This is a genomic window from Streptomyces sp. NPDC030183 (assembly GCF_055573455.1).
Genome location: NZ_JBVIBK010000039.1, coordinates 7,964 through 23,256, shown reverse-complemented (window position 1 = coordinate 23,256; position 15,293 = coordinate 7,964). Strand labels below are relative to the sequence as shown.

Below are 15,293 nucleotides of genomic sequence, written 5' to 3'. Positions count from 1 at the left end.
GGGCTCACCCCTGGTCGCCGGAGTTCTTCTCCAGTTCCTGGGCGGCCTCGACCAGCGCCTGTGCGCCCTCCAGGTCGTCGCCGAAATCCACGGTCAGCGCGCAGTCGGCCCCCGGCTCCCAGAGCATGGCGACCTCGTGCTCCCTGCTCCGGACGCCGCTGACGAGGGTCGCCACGTCCTGATCGCTGATGTCGTGCAGCCCCAGTCGGACCGTGCAGTCGATCTCCTTGCTCAGCCGCATGGCGCCTCCAGATCATCGACCCCTGCGGCCAGTCTGCGCCTCACTCGAATGGCGCGCACATGGAACGCCGCCCGAATCGGAGCCGACCCCCGTCGGCCGCGCGCCCGTGCCCACGCCGACCGCGCCGTGCCGCCCACGCCGACCGCGCCGTGCCGCCCGCGCCGTGCCGCCCACGCCGACCGCGCCGTGCCGCCCACGCCGTGCCGCCTACCCCGACCGCGCTGTGCCGCCCACGCCGACCGCGCTCTGACGTCTGTGGCGCGTTCGCGCCCCGCGTCGGGCTCCTCGCGCAAGGGGCGCTTAAGAGGCGCTCGGCAGGCTCGGTGCGGCCACCGGCAGTGGTGGTGGGTCCGGGTCCGGATCGGGGCGCGGGTCCGCAGCGGCGCTCTCGTACCACCGCGAGCGCCGAGCGACGGGCGATTCAGTGAATGGAGACACCATGGCCACGGTTGTGAGCACCGCCGTGGGCGAGCGGACCGGACCGCTGGACCGGCTGCGCGCCCTCCACGCCGAAGGACGCCTCGCCGACGCGTACGACGAGGTGCCCGGTCTGCTGGCCGAGCTGGCCGCGGCCGGGGACCCCGCCGGGCCGCCCGCGCCGGACCTGGCGCGGGCCGGGCAGCTGCTGGCCCGGCTGGACCGGGAGGAGGTGCTGCGCGAGCACCCCGGCACCGAGACGATCACCGTCGCCGTCACCGGCGGCTCCACGCTGACGGGGCTCACCGCACCGCTGACCGCCGAACTCGCCCGGCACGGCCTGCTGGCGAAGCTGACCGAGGGCGACTACGGCGCCTGGCGCCGCGACCTCCACGACATCTCCAGCGACGTGTACGCCGCGGATCTCGCGCTGTGCGTGCTGGACGCCGAGATCGTCTTCGCCGAGCTGCCGCACCCCTGGTCGGTGGAGGACGTCCAGCGCGTCCTGTCCGGGAAGCTCAGCCTGATCGGCTCGCTCGCCGAGCGCTATGTCACGCGCGGCGCCGGCACCCTCGTGCTCAACACCGTGCCCCTGCTCCGCAGCCAGCTGCGCCGCCTGGTCGACGCCCGGTCCAGGGCCCGGCTCGGCGTCGTCTGGCGGGAGTTCAACGCGGGGCTGCTGCGGCTCGCCGCCGTCCACGACCGCGTCCACGTCGTGGACCTCGATCCGCTGGTCGCGGCCGGCGGCCCGGTCAACGAGCCGCGCCTCGCCGCCTACGCCAAGGTGCAGTTCGGCGAGGAACTGCTCGCCGGCTACGCCCGCGAGGTCGGCCACCTGGCCCGCGTGCTGCGCGGCCGCACCAAGAAGGTGCTGGTCGTCGACCTGGACAACACCCTGTGGGACGGCATCCTCGGCGACGACGGCCCGGACGGCATCGCCGCCGCCACCACCTACCGGGGCGAGGCGTTCGGCCGGTTCCAGAAGGCCGTCGGGCAGATCGGCGCCCAGGGCGTGCTGCTCGCGGTGTGCAGCAAGAACGACATCGAGCCCGTCCGCGGAGTGCTGCGCGACCACCCCGACATGGCCCTGCGGGAGACCGACTTCGTCCAGGTCACCGCCAACTGGGAGCCCAAGGACCGCAACCTGCTGGAGATCGCCCAGCGGCTCAACCTCGGCGTGGACAGCTTCGTCTTCGCCGACGACTCCCCGTTCGAGTGCGGGCTGGTGGCCCGCAGCCTGCCCGGCGTCGCCGTGGTCCGGCTCGACGAGGAACCCGCCCTGCACATCGAACGGCTGCTCGCCGACGGCTGGTTCGACGTACGGGAGCTGACCGCCGAGGACCGCGCCCGGACGACGCAGTACCGCACCGAGGTGGCACGGCAGGACCTCCTGGAGAGCGCCGAGTCCATGGAGGAGTACCTCGCGGAACTGGGGGTCGAGGTCACCTTCTCGCCCGTGCGGGAGCACGAGATCGCCCGGGTCTCCCAGGTGACGCTGCGCACCAACCAGTTCAACCTCACCACCGAACGGCTCCAGCAGGCCGACGTACGGGCCCGTCACGAGTCCGCCGACACGCTGGTGCTGGCGATCCGCTCCGCGGACCGGTTCGGGGACAACGGCCTCGTGGGCGCGGTCCTGGTGAGCGGCGTCGACCCGGCCGGCGGCACCGCCGGCGAGTGGCACATCGACAACGTGCTGCTGAGCTGCCGGGTGTTCTCCCGCGGCATCGAGCAGGCGTGCCTGGCCGCGCTGCTGCGCGAGGCCCGGGCCCGCGGGGCGGGCGCCGTGCACGCCCGCTACCGGCCGACGGCCAAGAACCACCGGGTGCGCGAGCTGTACCCGTCGCTGGGCTTCGCCGAGACGGGCGAGGACGCGGACGGCACCGTGTCGTTCCGGCACGACCTGTCCGAGGACCACCTGCCGACGCCGCCGGCGCACGTCCGCCTGAGCGCGGACTTCGCCCGGCGCTCGTCCTGAGGCGGGGTGACGTGGCCGCCCCGCCCGGCATGTGGTGGTCTCCGCGCCGCGTCTGGCGGGGCGTCGTCACGTTCTTCGTGGACGGCTTCGGCGCGCTGGCCATGATCTTCGGCATGGTGCCGCCGGCCTCCGTCGAGCAGGCGAAGCAGTGGTGGCTCGGGGATCCGGGCCCCGGTGTCCGGGGCGGCGCGCTCCCGCTCGACGAGCCGCCGCCCGCCCATCCCGAGCGCCTGGTCGCCGATGTGCCGCTGTCCCCGCGTGAACGGGAGCTGTGGGCGCAGCTGGAGGGCCACGGCCGGGTGGAGGACGGCCCCGGCCGGCGGGAGTGACGTCGGCCGCAAGAGGGGCTTTAGAGACGGACCCGACGATCGGCACGACAGGTCGGGCGGGTGACTGGCGGGTCCGGCCGGTTCGGCCGGTTCAGCGGTTTTCACGCGATACGAGTCGCTTCGAGGCGAGGGGAAAGACGGTGGCGGAATTCGGTTCATTCGCGGAGCTCGTGCTGACGCGGTCGGACGAACGGGGTGACAAGGACGCGTTCCTGTTCCTCGCGGACGGCGTACGGGGCAAGGAGCCCGAGCGACTGCCGTACCGGAGCCTGGACCGGTCGGCCAAGGACATCGCGTCCTGGCTGCAGGAACGGGGTCTGGCGGGACGTCAGGTCCTGCTGCTGTACCCCTCGGGCCTGGACTTCGTGAAGGCGTTCGTGGGCTGCCTCTACGCCGGCGCCGTCGCGGTGCCCGCGCCCCTGCCCTCCGAGCAGGGCCAGCACTTCCGCCGGGTCTCGGGGATCGTCCGCGACGCCCGCGTCGGCGCCGTGCTGACCCTCGCCGAGCACGCCCCGGAGGTGGAGGCGTGGCTGGCCGCCGAGGGCTTCTCCGACGTGGTCTGCCTGCCCACCGACCAGGGCACGGTCGGGGACGCGGACGCCTGGCGCGACCCGGGTCTGGGCCCGGAGCACCTGGCCTTCCTGCAGTACACCTCCGGGTCCACCAGCGCCCCCAAGGGCGTGATGGTCTCGCACGGCAACCTGCTCGCCAACGAGGCGGCCATCGCCCGCTCCACCGGCAACACCCCCGACACGATGATCGGCGGATGGCTGCCCTTCTACCACGACATGGGCCTGATCGGGCACATCCTCCAGCCGCTGTGGCTGGGCACCACGAGCGTGCTCATCCCCCCGGTGTCGTTCCTGCGCAAGCCCGCCCGCTGGCTGGAAATGGTCAGCGAGTACGGGGTGAACGCCAGCGGCGGCCCCAACTTCGCGTACGACCTGTGCGTCCGCCGCGTCACCGACGCGCAGCTGGAGGGCCTGGACCTGTCGACGTGGCGGACCGCCTGCAACGGCGCCGAACCCGTCCGCGCCGAGACCCTCCAGGCGTTCACCGAGCGCTTCGGGCCCCACGGCTTCCGCGCGGAGACCATGTTCCCCTGCTACGGCATGGCCGAGACGACCCTGCTGGTGACCGGCACCCCCAAGACACGGGGCGCGCTGCTGCGCGAGGTCGACGCGGCCGGCCTGGAACAGGGCACCCTCGCCGGACCGTTCCTGGGCGCCCCGCGCCGCACCCTGGTCAGCAGCGGGGTCGCGCTCGCCGAGGACTTCGAGGTGCGGATCGTCGACCCCGAGACGCTCGTCGAGCAGCCCGAGGGCCGGGTCGGGGAGATCTGGGTGCGCGGCGCCAGCGTGGCCTCCGGCTACTGGGAGCGGCCAGAGGTCAACGCGGAGATCTTCGGCGCCCGGATCGCCGGCCAGGAGGAGCTGGGCGCCTGGCTGCGCACCGGCGACATGGGCGTCCTCGGCGGCGGTGAGCTGTTCGTGACGGGCCGTCTCAAGGAGATGGTCCTCATCAACGGCCGCAACATCTACCCGTACGACGTGGAGAGCGCGGTCCGCGGCCTGAACCCGGCGATCGGCGCCGGGGCGGTCTTCGCCGTCGACACCGGCGGCCAGGAGCACCTCGTGGTGATCCACGAGATCCGGGCCGCCGCCGCGGGCGACGACCTCAAGAGCATCGCCACCGACATCCAGCGGCACATCGGCCTGGAGTTCGCCGTACCGGCCGGCAACGTCCTGCTCGTCCGCCCCGGCACCGTCCGCAGGACCACCAGCGGCAAGATCCAGCGGACCCTGATGCGCAAGCTGTTCCTCCAGGGCGCCGTCACCGCGCTGCACTCCGTGCTCGACCCGTCGGTGCGCACCCTCGTCGAAACCGCGGCGGGCGCCGCGGCGTCCGCGTCCGGCGCGGCGGACACCCCGGCCGCCGACGCGGCCATGGCACCGGTGGGCTGAACCATGGACCATCCTCCCTACCGCGTCGCACAGGAGCTGGAGTCGCTCCTCGGCGACCCCGACGACCCCCGCACACCCTTCTCGCACGCCCGCTGCCTGGAACTGGACGAGAACGAGGAGTTCCCGTCCGACATCTGCCGGGTGCTGGAGGGCTGGGGGCTGCAGGAGTTCTACATCCCCGCCGAGTACGGCGGCAGGCTCACCGACTACGAGACCGTCATGCAGGTCATGCGGGTGGTGGCCCGCCGCGATCTGACCGTCGCCGTCGGCCACGGCAAGACGTACCTGGGCGGGGTGTGCGTCTGGATCTCCGGCACCCCCGAGCAGGCCCGCCGGCTCGCCGCGGACATCCGGGCGGGCGTGCCGGTCTCGCTGGCCCTCACCGAGCGCGCCCACGGCAGCGACCTGCTCGCCGGGGACGTGCGGGGCGAGGCCGACGGCGCGGGCGGCTGGCGCGTCAGCGGCGAGAAGTGGCTGATCAACAACGCCACCCGGGGCAGCCTGCTCTCCGTGCTCACCCGAACGTCCGAGGACGGCGGGCCGCGCGGTTTCACGGTGCTGCTCGTCGACAAGCGGCCCCTGACCGAGGGGGAGCACTACCGCCACGTCGACAAGATCCACACCCATGGCATCCGGGGCGCCGACATCAGCGGCATCACCTTCGACGGCGCCCCCGTGCCGGCGGACGCGGCGGTCGGCGGGGAGGGCGGCGGCGTCGAGACCGTCCTCAAGGCCCTCCAGCTCACCCGTACCATGTGCGCCTCGCTGTCGCTGGGTTCGGCCGACCACGCGCTGAACATCGCCCTGGACTTCGCCGAGCGGCGCGAACTGTTCGGACGGCGCCTGGTCGACCTGCCGCAGGCACGGCACGTGCTCGCCTCGGCCGCCGCGGACGTGCTCGCCGGGGAGGCGCTGGCCACGGTCGCCGCCCGGTCCGTGCACACCGTCCCCGACGAGCTGAGCGTGGCCGCCGCCGTCACCAAGTACCTGGTGCCCACCGGCACCGAGGGCGTGATCGCCGAGCTGACCCGGCTGCTCGGGGCGCGGGCCTTCCTCAAGGACGTCCACGCCCTCGGCATGTTCCAGAAGGTCGACCGCGACCACCGCATCGTCGGCCTCTTCGACGGCAACACCCTCGTCAACCTCAACTCCCTGGTCAACCAGTTCCGTTCGCTGTCCCGTGGCTGGCTGCGGGGCAGCGGCGACACGGCAGGCGCCGCCCGCGCCTTCGACCTCGCGGAGCCGCTGCCCCCGCTCGCCCCCGAGCGGCTCTCCCTGGTGGCCCGGCGGGGCAGCGGCATCATGGCCACCCTCCCGGCGTCGGTCGCGGCGTTGCGCGCCGAGGCCGCCGGGCGGCCCGAACTCAAGGGCGCGCTGGGCGCGGCGGAGCGGCTGCTCGCGGTGACCGGCCGGGTCCACGAGGCGATGGACGCCCACCGCGCCGTGGTCTCCGACGTCCCGCCCGCCGCGTTCGACGTGGCCCGGCAGTACAGCCTGTGCCTGGCCGGCGCCGCCTGCCTCGGCCTGTGGACGCACAACCACCGGGCCGCGGAGGCGGGGCGCACCGGGACGCTGTGGCGCGACGGGGTGTGGCTGTGGCCCGTCCTCGACCGGCTGCTGGCGCGGCTGGGCGAACCGGACGCCGGCGACCCCGACGCCTACCCCCCGCTGCTGGAGCGGCTGCGCGCCGCACGTGACGCGGGCGAGCTGTTCTCCCTGCTCCCGTTCACCCTGCACCGGCCCGCCGACGTCCCCACCGGCGTTCCCATCGACGTTCCCACAGGCCGCCCCACCGACCGCCCCACCGGGGCACCCGGCGCTACCGCAGCGCCCTCCCACGCGCCCGGCGGCGAGGGCGCCTCGCCGGCCGCCGCACCGCCCGCACACACCGCCACCCGGGTCGCCGTCGGCGGCGCCCGGACATCCGAGGGGACGTCATGCTGAGTGATCCCGCGGTCCAGGGGCTGCACGGCAAGGCAGCCCCGAACGGCACCGCACCCACCGACCAGGCCGCCCACCGGGCGCGCGAGAGCGAGGTCCAGGCCCGGATCGCCGACCTGGAGAGCCGCTTCGGGGACCCCCAGGACCCCGCCAACCCGCTCGGCGCCGTCGGACTGCTGGCCGCCGACGAGGCCGGGGAACTGCCCGCCGCCGGTGAGCGGCTCCTCGACGACGTGGTGCTCAACGCCGAGTTCGTGCCCACCGACCTCGGCGGGCGACTCGACCGGCTCGACACACTCGTCCGCGTGATGCGCCAGGTGTTCCGCCGGGACGTGGCGCTCGGCCTCGGCTACGGCATCACGTCCTTCATGGCCGCCGTCAACGTGTGGACCGCCGGCAACGAGGAGCAGCGCCGCCGGACGGCGGACCTGCTGCTCGGCGGCTCCAAGGTCTCCGTCGCCTACCACGAGCTGCCGCACGGCAACGACTTCGTGCGCAACGAGTTCCGGGCCGACCCCGTACCCGGCGGCTTCCGTCTCAACGGCCGCAAGGAGGTCATCAACAACGCCGACCGGGCCGACGCCTACGCCCTGTTCAGCCGTACCGACGACAGCCCCGGCAGCCGCAGCCACTCCGTGCTGCTGGTCGAGCGGGACCAGCTCGACGCGGAACGCTTCGCGGTCCTGCCCCGCTACAACGCGGTCGGTGTGCGCGGCTGCCGCCTGTCCGGGCTGGACTTCACCGACTGCCCGGTGCCCGACAGCACCCTCGTCGGCGCCCGCGGCCAGGGCGTGGAACTGGCGCTGCGATCCTTCCAGATCACCCGCAGCGCCGTGCCCAGCATGGCCGTCGGCGCCCTCGACACCAGCCTGCGCACGGTCGTGCGGTTCGCCCTCGGACGCCAGCTGTACCGGCGTTCGGTGATGGAGATCCCGCACGCCTCCGCCACCCTCACCGGCGCCTTCCTCGACCTGCTGATCTGCGACAGCATGGCCACGGTCGGCACCCGGGCGGTGCATCTGCTGCCCGACGAGACCAGCGTGTACGCGGCCGCCGTGAAGTACCTGGTGCCCAAGATGCTCACCGACACCATGTACGACCTGTCGATCGTGCTCGGCGCGCGGTTCTACGTCCGGGAGGGCGAGTTCGGCCTCTTCCAGAAGCACGTCCGTGACCTGCCGGTGCTCAGCCTCGGCCACGCCGGCTCCGCCGCCTGCCAGGCCACCATCATCCCCCAGCTGTCCCGGCTGGCCCGGCGCGCCTGGTTCTCCGGGGACGAGGCCCCGCGGAGCCTGTTCCGCCCCCGCGAGGGGCTGCCCGGCATCCCCTTCGAGGACCTCGCCCTGGCCAGCGGCCGGGACAGCCTCAGCGCCTCCCTCGTCGCCGCCGCCGACGACCTGCCCAGCGGCTCTCCCGAGGAACTCGCCGTGCAGGCGCTCGTCATGCGGATGCTGGACCAGCTGCGCCAGATCCAGGAGGACAGCCTCAACCTGTCCCCGCAGGACCGCACCGCCCTCGCCAGCCCCGCCAGCTTCGCGCTCGCCGACCGCTACGCGGTGTTCCTCGCGGCGGCGTCCGTGCTCGGTGTCTGGCGCGGGGCCCAGGGCGGCGACGACCCCTTCCTGGCCGACCCGGCCTGGGTGGCCGCCGCACTGCACCGGCTGGCGCGACGGCTCGGGCAGCGCCCCGCCGACCTGCCGCCCGGGTGCGAGGGCCGGGTGCACGAAGAAGTGCTCCGGCGCTTCCACGAACGCCGCAGCTACGACCTCTACGACACCCCGCTGGCCGGCTGACCGCCGGCCGACCGGACCTGACGCGCCTTCACGAGGAGTTACACCATGTCTGTTCCCGCGACCGACCGCACCGCGAACAACGAGCACACCGCACACACCGTCGAGTCGCTGAGCAGCTGGCTCGCCGACCGGATCGCCCTCTACCTCAAGCGGACGCCGTCCGAGATCTCCCCGACCGTGCCGCTGGCCGAGTACGGGCTGGACTCGGTGGCCGCGCTGAGCCTGTGCGGTGACATCGAGGAGGACTTCGACCTCGTCCTCGAACCCACCGTGGCCTGGGACTACCCGACCGTCGAGGCGCTGGCCGGGCACCTGGTCGAGGAGCTGGGGGAGATGGGGGGAGACAATCGATGAGGCCCGTCGCCATAGTCGGCATCGACTGCCGGTTCCCGGGGGCGCCCGACGCGGCCGCCTACTGGGACATGCTGATGCGCTCCGGGGACGGGGTGGACAAGGTGCCCCGGCAGCGCTGGGACGCCCGTGACTTCCACTCCCGCTCCGGTGCCGAAGGACACTCCAACACCACCGAGGGCGGGTTCATCTCCGACCCGGACGCCTTCGACAACGAGTTCTTCACCGTCTCCCCGCGCGAGGCGGCCGCCATGGACCCGCAGCAGAGACTGCTGCTCCAGTGCGCCTGGCGCGCCGTGGAGGACGCCGGGATCGCCCCGCACAAGCTGGCCGGCACCGACACCGGCGTCTTCGTCGGCATCATGGGCAACGAGTGGGCGCACCTGCACATGACCGACTACGCCAAGGTCACCGCGCAGCTCGGCTCCGGCAACGGCTACTGCATGACCGCCAACCGGATCTCGTACCACCTCGACCTCAAGGGCCCCAGCCTCGCCGTCGACACCGCCTGCTCCTCCTCCCTCGTCGCCGTCCACCTGGCGTGCAACGCGCTGCTGGCGGGGGAGTGCGACACCGCCATCGCCGCCGGGGTCAACGTGGCGCTCACCCCGGCGCTCGGCATCTTCTACACCCAGGCCGGGCTGTCCGCGCCCGACGGCCGCTGCAAGCCCTTCAGCGCCGACGCCGACGGCATCGGCCGGGGCGAGGGCGTCGGCGCGGTGGTGCTGCGGCGGCTGGAGGACGCGATCGCCGACGGCCAGCCGGTGTACGCGGTGATCCGCGGCACCGCCGTCAACCAGGACGGCCGCAGCAACGGCATCACCGCCCCCAACCGCTGGTCACAGCAGGAGGTGTTGGCCGCCGCCTACCGCCGGGCCGGTGTCGAACCGTCCGACGTCACCTTCATCGAGGCCCACGGCACCGGCACCGTCCTCGGCGACATGATCGAGATCAAGGCGCTCGGCCATCTGCACTCCGGCCGCTCCGGACGCCCGCTGGCCCTCGGCTCCGTCAAGGGCAACATCGGGCACACCGAAGGGGCCGCGGGCATCGCGGGCCTCATCAAGGTCGCCCTGTCACTGCACCACAAGACGGTCCCCGCCAGCCGGTTCGCCGCCAAGGAGAACCCCGCCCTGAAACTCGCCAAGCAGGGCATACGGCTCCTCAAGGCCCCGCTGCGGCTGCGCTCCGGGCCGGCGATCGGCGGCCTCAGCAGCTTCGGCATGGGCGGCACCAACGCCCACGCCGTCCTGGAGTCCGCGCCGCCGTACGCCGCCCGCCCCGAGGAGCGGGACCCGGACTCCGGGCGCACCGGCCGGACCACCGGCGCCTCGGGCCTCGGCGCCGGCGTCTTCACCCTGACCGCCCCCTCCACGGCCGCGCTCCGCCGCAACCTGCTCGTCCAGGCCGACGCCCTGGAACGGCGCCGGGTCCCGGCCGGCCCGCTGTGCTGGAGCAGCAACCGGACCAAGACCGGGCACCGCTACCGCTTCGCGCTGCCCGCCAAGGACACCGGCGAACTCGCCGCGACTCTGCGCGAGGCCGCCGGCGACGACGACCTGCTGGCCCGGCTCGTCGGCAACGCCACCGGCAAGCCCCAGGTGGGACTGCTGTTCACCGGGCAGGGCTCGCAGTACCCGGGAATGACCGGGCGGCTGTATCTTCAGTCGCCGCTGTACCGGCGGTTCCTCAACGAGGCCGACGAGGCGCTCGCCCCGCACGTCGGCGGCTCGGTACGCGACCTGCTGCTCTCCGGCGACGAGGCCGTGCACCGCACCGGCTGGACCCAGCCCGCCCTGTTCGCCGTCGAGTACGCCCTGGCGGCGAGCCTGACCGAACTGGGGGTGCCGCCCGCGCTGCTGCTCGGCCACAGCGTCGGCGAGTACGCCGCGGCCGTCCTCGCCGAGGTCTTCCCGCTGGAGCAGGCCGCACGGCTGATCGCCGCGCGGGGCGCCCTGATGGAGCGGCTGCCCGAGGGCGGCGGCATGCTCAGCGTGCGGGCACCGCTGGCGGATCTGGTCGAACTCGTGGACGCGGAGCCCCTCGTCGGGATCGGTGCCGTCAACGGCCCCCGTGCCACCGTCCTGTCCGGGGACCTGGCGGCACTGGAGCGGATCGACGAGGCGCTCGGACGACAGGGCGTCAGGACCCGTCGCCTGGAGGTCTCCCACGCCTTCCACTCCCCGCTGATGGAACCGATGCTCGACACGTTCGCCGCGATCGCGGACGAGGTCGGCGGCGGGGTGCCCAGGCTCCCGGTGTACTCCACCGTGCGCGGGCGGCTGCTGGAGGCCGAGCCGATGGACGCCAAGTACTGGACCGAGCACATCAGCGCCCCCGTGCTGTTCGGCGACGCGATGAGCCGGCTGCTGGAGGCGGGCCCCACCCATCTGGTGGAGGTCGGCCCCCGCCCGGTGCTCAGCGGCATGGCGCGCGCCCTGCGCTCCGAGGCCGGCGCCGGGGTGCACAGCGTGGCCCCCGTGTCGGGGGAGGAGGCCGACGGCCGTACGTTCGCCGAGGCGCTCGCCGAACTCTTCCGCAGCGGGCTCGACCCCCGGTGGGACGCCGTGTACCCGCAGGAGGAGCGGCTGCCGCAGCGGCTCGCCCCCTACGCCTTCTCCGACGCCCACCGGTTCTGGACCCGTACCGCCGTACGGGCCGCTCCGGCGGCGGACCTCAGCGTCGTCCCCGACAGCCCCCACAGCACGGACACCGCGTCGCCGCGCCCCGGGGACGAGCCGGCCGCGCACGAGCACGGCGCCGTGCTCACCGCCGTCCTGCCCGCCGCCGCGGACGACACGGCGGTGGACCCGGTGGCCCGCGCCGTCATCGAGGCCGTCGCCGAGGTGGGCGGATACGCCACGGACGAGGTCTCACGGCTGTCCCTGCTCTACGAGGACCTCGGCTTCGACTCGGTGATGATCATGGAGTTGAAGGACCGGCTCCAGGAACGGCTCGACGGGCTGGAGACGATCAGCGTGCAGGACCTCCTCCCGCGCCTGTCCTCCGTCGGCGACCTCGCCGACTACCTCCAGGACCGCGCCGGTTCGGCCGTCGCCTGACGGGGCCCGCAGACCGAGGCGCCCGCCGCTCCCGCACCGCACTCCACGGAAGGACCGCTCCCATGCAGTCGGAACACTCACCCCAGCTCCGCCCCGCCCCGCCCGGGCCGGTCTCCTACCTCGCCGCCGTCGGCACCGCGCTGCCGGGCGACCCCGTCGACAACGCGGCGCTGGCGAGGACGCTCGGCGTCAACGAAGAGTGGATCGACGTGTTCATCGGCACCCGGACCCGGCACTTCGCCCGCGACCTGGAGACGGGCGAGGTCCGCTGGTCGCTGGCCGACCTGTGCGCCCGCGCCGCCGAACAGGCGCTCACCGCCTCCGGGCTCGCCCCCCATGAGATCGACTTCGTGGTCATGGGCACCGCGACCCCGGACCACCTCATGCCCGCCACCGTCAACCACGTCGTCGACCAGCTCGGTCTGGACCAGATCCCCACCTACCAGCTCCAGTCCGGCTGCGCCGGCGCCGTCCAGGCCCTGCAACTGGGCCACACCCTCGTCACCGGAGGAGGGCACAAGGCGGGGCTGGTCATCGGCGGGGACGTCTGCAGCAAGCACCTCGACCTCGACCGGGACCTGTCCTCGGCCGCCCCCAGCGACCTCGTCAACTACGTGCTCTTCGGCGACGGAGCGGGCGCCGCCGTCGTCACCTCGGCGCCGCGCGGTGAGCGGCTGGCCCTGCGCGCCGTCCTCAACCGGTTCACCGGACTGGGCCGGGAGCCCGGCCAGGTCATCGACTGGTTCGGGCTCGCCGACCGCTACGACGACCGGCAGGCCGTACGGGAGGACTACAAGGCCATCGAGGAGTCCGTCCCCGTCATGGCCGTGGAGATCCTCTGGGAACTCCTGGAGGACGTCGACTGGACCCCGGAGCAGGTCGACTTCCTGCTGCCGCCGCAGCTGTCCGGCCGGATGACACGGCGGATCACGGAGGAACTCGGCCTGCCCGACGCCGTCGAGGTGTCCTGCGTCGCGGACACCGGGAACAACGGCAACGCCCTGCCCTTCCTCCAACTGGAGGCGCTGCTGGGGAAGATCGGCCAGGGGCAGCGCGCGCTGGCGGTCGCCGTCGAGTCCAGCAAGTGGATCAAGTCCGGTTTCGCGCTCGAGAAGATCTGACGTCCGCACACACCCGCCCCTGGGAGGGCCGTACAGAATGCACACCATCGACGATTTCGTCCGCCTCGTCAGGGACGAGCTCGGCATGCCGCTGGAGGAGTACCAGGTCTCCGCCGACCTGGACCAGCTGCCCGAATGGGACTCGCTGTACCTGCTGAAACTGGTCACCGCGCTGGAACAGGCCACCGGCCGCAGCCTGCCCGTGGGCAGGCTGCTGGAGGCCCGCAGTCTCCACGAGATCTACCAGCTGGCGGCCCGGACATGACCGGGCCCGGGGCCGGCGGGACACCGCCGGCCCCCGTACGGGCGCACCCCGAGCGCCGCCGCCGGCACACCCTGTACTTCCTGGAGCTCGCCGCCCGGCAGCGGCCCGTCCACCTCGACACCGACATCGACATGACCCGGATCCAGGCCCATCGCGCGGCCGCGCGCGCCGCCGGCCGGCGCTACTCCGTCGTCACCTATCTGCTGCACGCCACCGGCCGGGTCCTGCACCGCCACCCGGAGGCCAACGCGGCCCTCGCCCCGGCCCGGCTGTTCGGGCTGCGCGGACCGCGGACCCTCCGGTTCAGCGGGGTCACCGCCAAGCTGGCGCTGGACCGCACCGTGGACGGCGAACGGACCGTGCTCTCCGCGCTGCTGCCCGCCCTGGAGCGCGCGGACCTCGACGAGATCCAGGCACGCGTCGACCGCTACCGGGGTCCCGGCATCGAGCGGCTCGACGAGTTCCGCGGGGTCCGGACGCTCGGCCGGCTGCCGGTGCCGCTCGGCCGGCTGGCCTTCGCCGCCGCGACCCGCGACCCGGCCAGACGGCCGGGTGTCCTCGGCACCGTCGCGGTCAGCTCGCTCGGCCACCGCCCCGTCGACGGCTTCCACTCCAGCGGGGGCACCGCCGTCACCCTGTGCGCGGGGCGCGTCGTCGACCGGCCCGTCGTCAAGGACGGGCTGATCGCCGTCGCCCCGGTGATGCGGCTGGGACTCACCTTCGACCACCGGATCGTCGACGGCGCGGCCGCCGCCGACGTACTGGGTGATCTCAAGCAGGAATTGGAGGGCTTCGATGACGCGGAGGAGGACGGCACCCAGCCCATCGCTCGGGGAGCCGGTGCGGATCTCCGGCCGTGACGGAGCCTGGGACCAGGTGCGCGCCGACCTGGAGGAGCACGAGGTCGCGTTGTTGCACGCCCGGCTCGCCGACTGGCGGCCGGACCGGGCGGGCGCCCCGCGGCTGCGTGCCCTGCTGGGCCGGGACTGGGACCGCTACCTGGAGATGACGCACCCGGACGTGCGGACCCGGTTCGCCGCGTCGCGGGTGCTGCTGAAGTTCGCCGCCGCGGTGGCGCTGAGGGTGCCCCCGCAGGCCGTCGAACTCGGGTACGGCCCCACGGGGCGCCCCTATCTGCGCGGCTACGACGCGGTGGACATCAGCCTCAGCCACACCGAGGACCTGCTGCTCATCGGGCTCACCACCAAAGGACTGATCGGGGTGGACGCGGAGCGGGCGGACCGCCCGCTCTACACGCGCGGGCTGCACCGCCACGTCTGCACGCCCCACGAACTGACCGTCCTGGAACGGCTCCCCGCACAGCGCAGGGGCGCCGCGCTCGTACGGATGTGGACCCTCAAGGAGGCGTACAGCAAGGCGATCGGACAGGGCCTGCGGTTCCGCTTCACCGACTTCGGCTTCAGCGGCGACGGCCGGCCCGCCCGGGTCCTGGCTCCCGACGGGGCGCCGGGCACCGGCGTGGAATGGCAGTTCCGCACGTTCTCCGTCGACGACGGCTACGTCGCCAGCGTCGCGGTCAGCGACGCCGGCTTCGGCGGCACCCGGGACACCGCCGCGCGCACCATGCTCGACCCGCGGGTGGTCGCCGCCGTGTCCGAGGCCCTCGGCGACGACGCGGAGCCCGAGGACGAGACCGGGCAAGGGGACGGCCTCCTGGACTGGTGAGGAGCCGGGTGAGGGCCGGGTGAGGGCCGACGGCGGGGGGGGGGGGGGGGGGGGGGGGGGGGGGGGGGGGAGGGGGAGGGAGGGGGGGGGGGGGGGGGGGGGGGGGGGGGGGGGGGGGGGGGGGGGAGAGGGGAGGGGGGGGGGA

The 15,293-nt window shown here is 73.8% G+C and carries 12 protein-coding genes; 11 read left to right on the top strand and 1 reads right to left on the bottom strand.

What is annotated here, in order from left to right; translation table 11 throughout:
- Positions 1-4 precede the first annotated feature (4 nt).
- Positions 5-241, bottom strand: a complete 237-nt coding sequence (locus ACZ4Z2_RS34065; RefSeq protein ID WP_468081348.1) for a hypothetical protein — start codon at positions 239-241, stop codon at positions 5-7.
- Between the two features lie 439 nt (positions 242-680).
- Here ACZ4Z2_RS34065 and ACZ4Z2_RS34060 point away from each other — a divergent pair, with 439 nt between their 5' ends.
- The 11 genes from ACZ4Z2_RS34060 to ACZ4Z2_RS34010 all read left to right on the top strand — a co-directional run bounded on the left by ACZ4Z2_RS34060 (position 681) and on the right by ACZ4Z2_RS34010 (position 15,148).
- Positions 681-2,636 (top strand): HAD-IIIC family phosphatase, encoded by a 1,956-nt coding sequence (locus ACZ4Z2_RS34060; RefSeq protein WP_468081347.1) that lies wholly within the window; start codon positions 681-683, stop codon positions 2,634-2,636.
- Between the two features lie 11 nt (positions 2,637-2,647).
- Positions 2,648-2,965 (top strand): DUF6059 family protein, encoded by a 318-nt coding sequence (locus ACZ4Z2_RS34055; RefSeq protein ID WP_468081345.1) that lies wholly within the window; start codon positions 2,648-2,650, stop codon positions 2,963-2,965.
- A 140-nt stretch (positions 2,966-3,105) separates the two neighbouring features.
- Complete coding sequence (locus ACZ4Z2_RS34050) at positions 3,106-4,929, top strand: fatty acyl-AMP ligase (RefSeq protein ID WP_468081343.1); 1,824 nt, start codon at positions 3,106-3,108, stop codon at positions 4,927-4,929.
- A 3-nt stretch (positions 4,930-4,932) separates the two neighbouring features.
- Complete coding sequence (locus tag ACZ4Z2_RS34045; protein ID WP_468081341.1) at positions 4,933-6,873, top strand: acyl-CoA dehydrogenase family protein; 1,941 nt, start codon at positions 4,933-4,935, stop codon at positions 6,871-6,873.
- A complete protein-coding gene (locus ACZ4Z2_RS34040) occupies positions 6,867-8,663 on the top strand; it encodes an acyl-CoA dehydrogenase family protein (protein WP_468081340.1) in 1,797 nt (598 codons plus the stop codon). The genes ACZ4Z2_RS34045 and ACZ4Z2_RS34040 overlap by 7 nt, the downstream gene beginning before the upstream one ends.
- Before the next feature lie 45 nt (positions 8,664-8,708).
- Positions 8,709-9,017 carry an acyl carrier protein gene (locus ACZ4Z2_RS34035; RefSeq protein WP_390953482.1) on the top strand — a complete coding sequence of 103 codons (309 nt, stop codon included), beginning with the start codon at positions 8,709-8,711 and terminating at the stop codon, positions 9,015-9,017.
- Positions 9,014-12,076, top strand: coding sequence for a type I polyketide synthase (locus ACZ4Z2_RS34030; protein ID WP_468081339.1), 3,063 nt, complete (start codon positions 9,014-9,016; stop codon positions 12,074-12,076). The genes ACZ4Z2_RS34035 and ACZ4Z2_RS34030 overlap by 4 nt, the downstream gene beginning before the upstream one ends.
- A 62-nt stretch (positions 12,077-12,138) precedes the next feature.
- Entirely contained in the window at positions 12,139-13,197 is a 1,059-nt protein-coding gene (locus ACZ4Z2_RS34025) for a 3-oxoacyl-ACP synthase III family protein (protein WP_468081337.1), read from the top strand.
- A 37-nt stretch (positions 13,198-13,234) separates the two neighbouring features.
- Entirely contained in the window at positions 13,235-13,462 is a 228-nt protein-coding gene (locus ACZ4Z2_RS34020; protein WP_468081336.1) for an acyl carrier protein, read from the top strand.
- Positions 13,459-14,322: a 2-oxo acid dehydrogenase subunit E2 gene (locus ACZ4Z2_RS34015; protein WP_468081335.1), complete on the top strand. Its 864-nt coding sequence runs from the start codon at positions 13,459-13,461 to the stop codon at positions 14,320-14,322. Before ACZ4Z2_RS34020 ends, ACZ4Z2_RS34015 begins: the two co-directional genes overlap by 4 nt.
- Positions 14,303-15,148, top strand: a complete 846-nt coding sequence (locus ACZ4Z2_RS34010; protein ID WP_468081334.1) for a 4'-phosphopantetheinyl transferase family protein — start codon at positions 14,303-14,305, stop codon at positions 15,146-15,148. The genes ACZ4Z2_RS34015 and ACZ4Z2_RS34010 overlap by 20 nt, the downstream gene beginning before the upstream one ends.
- Positions 15,149-15,293 lie beyond the last annotated feature (145 nt).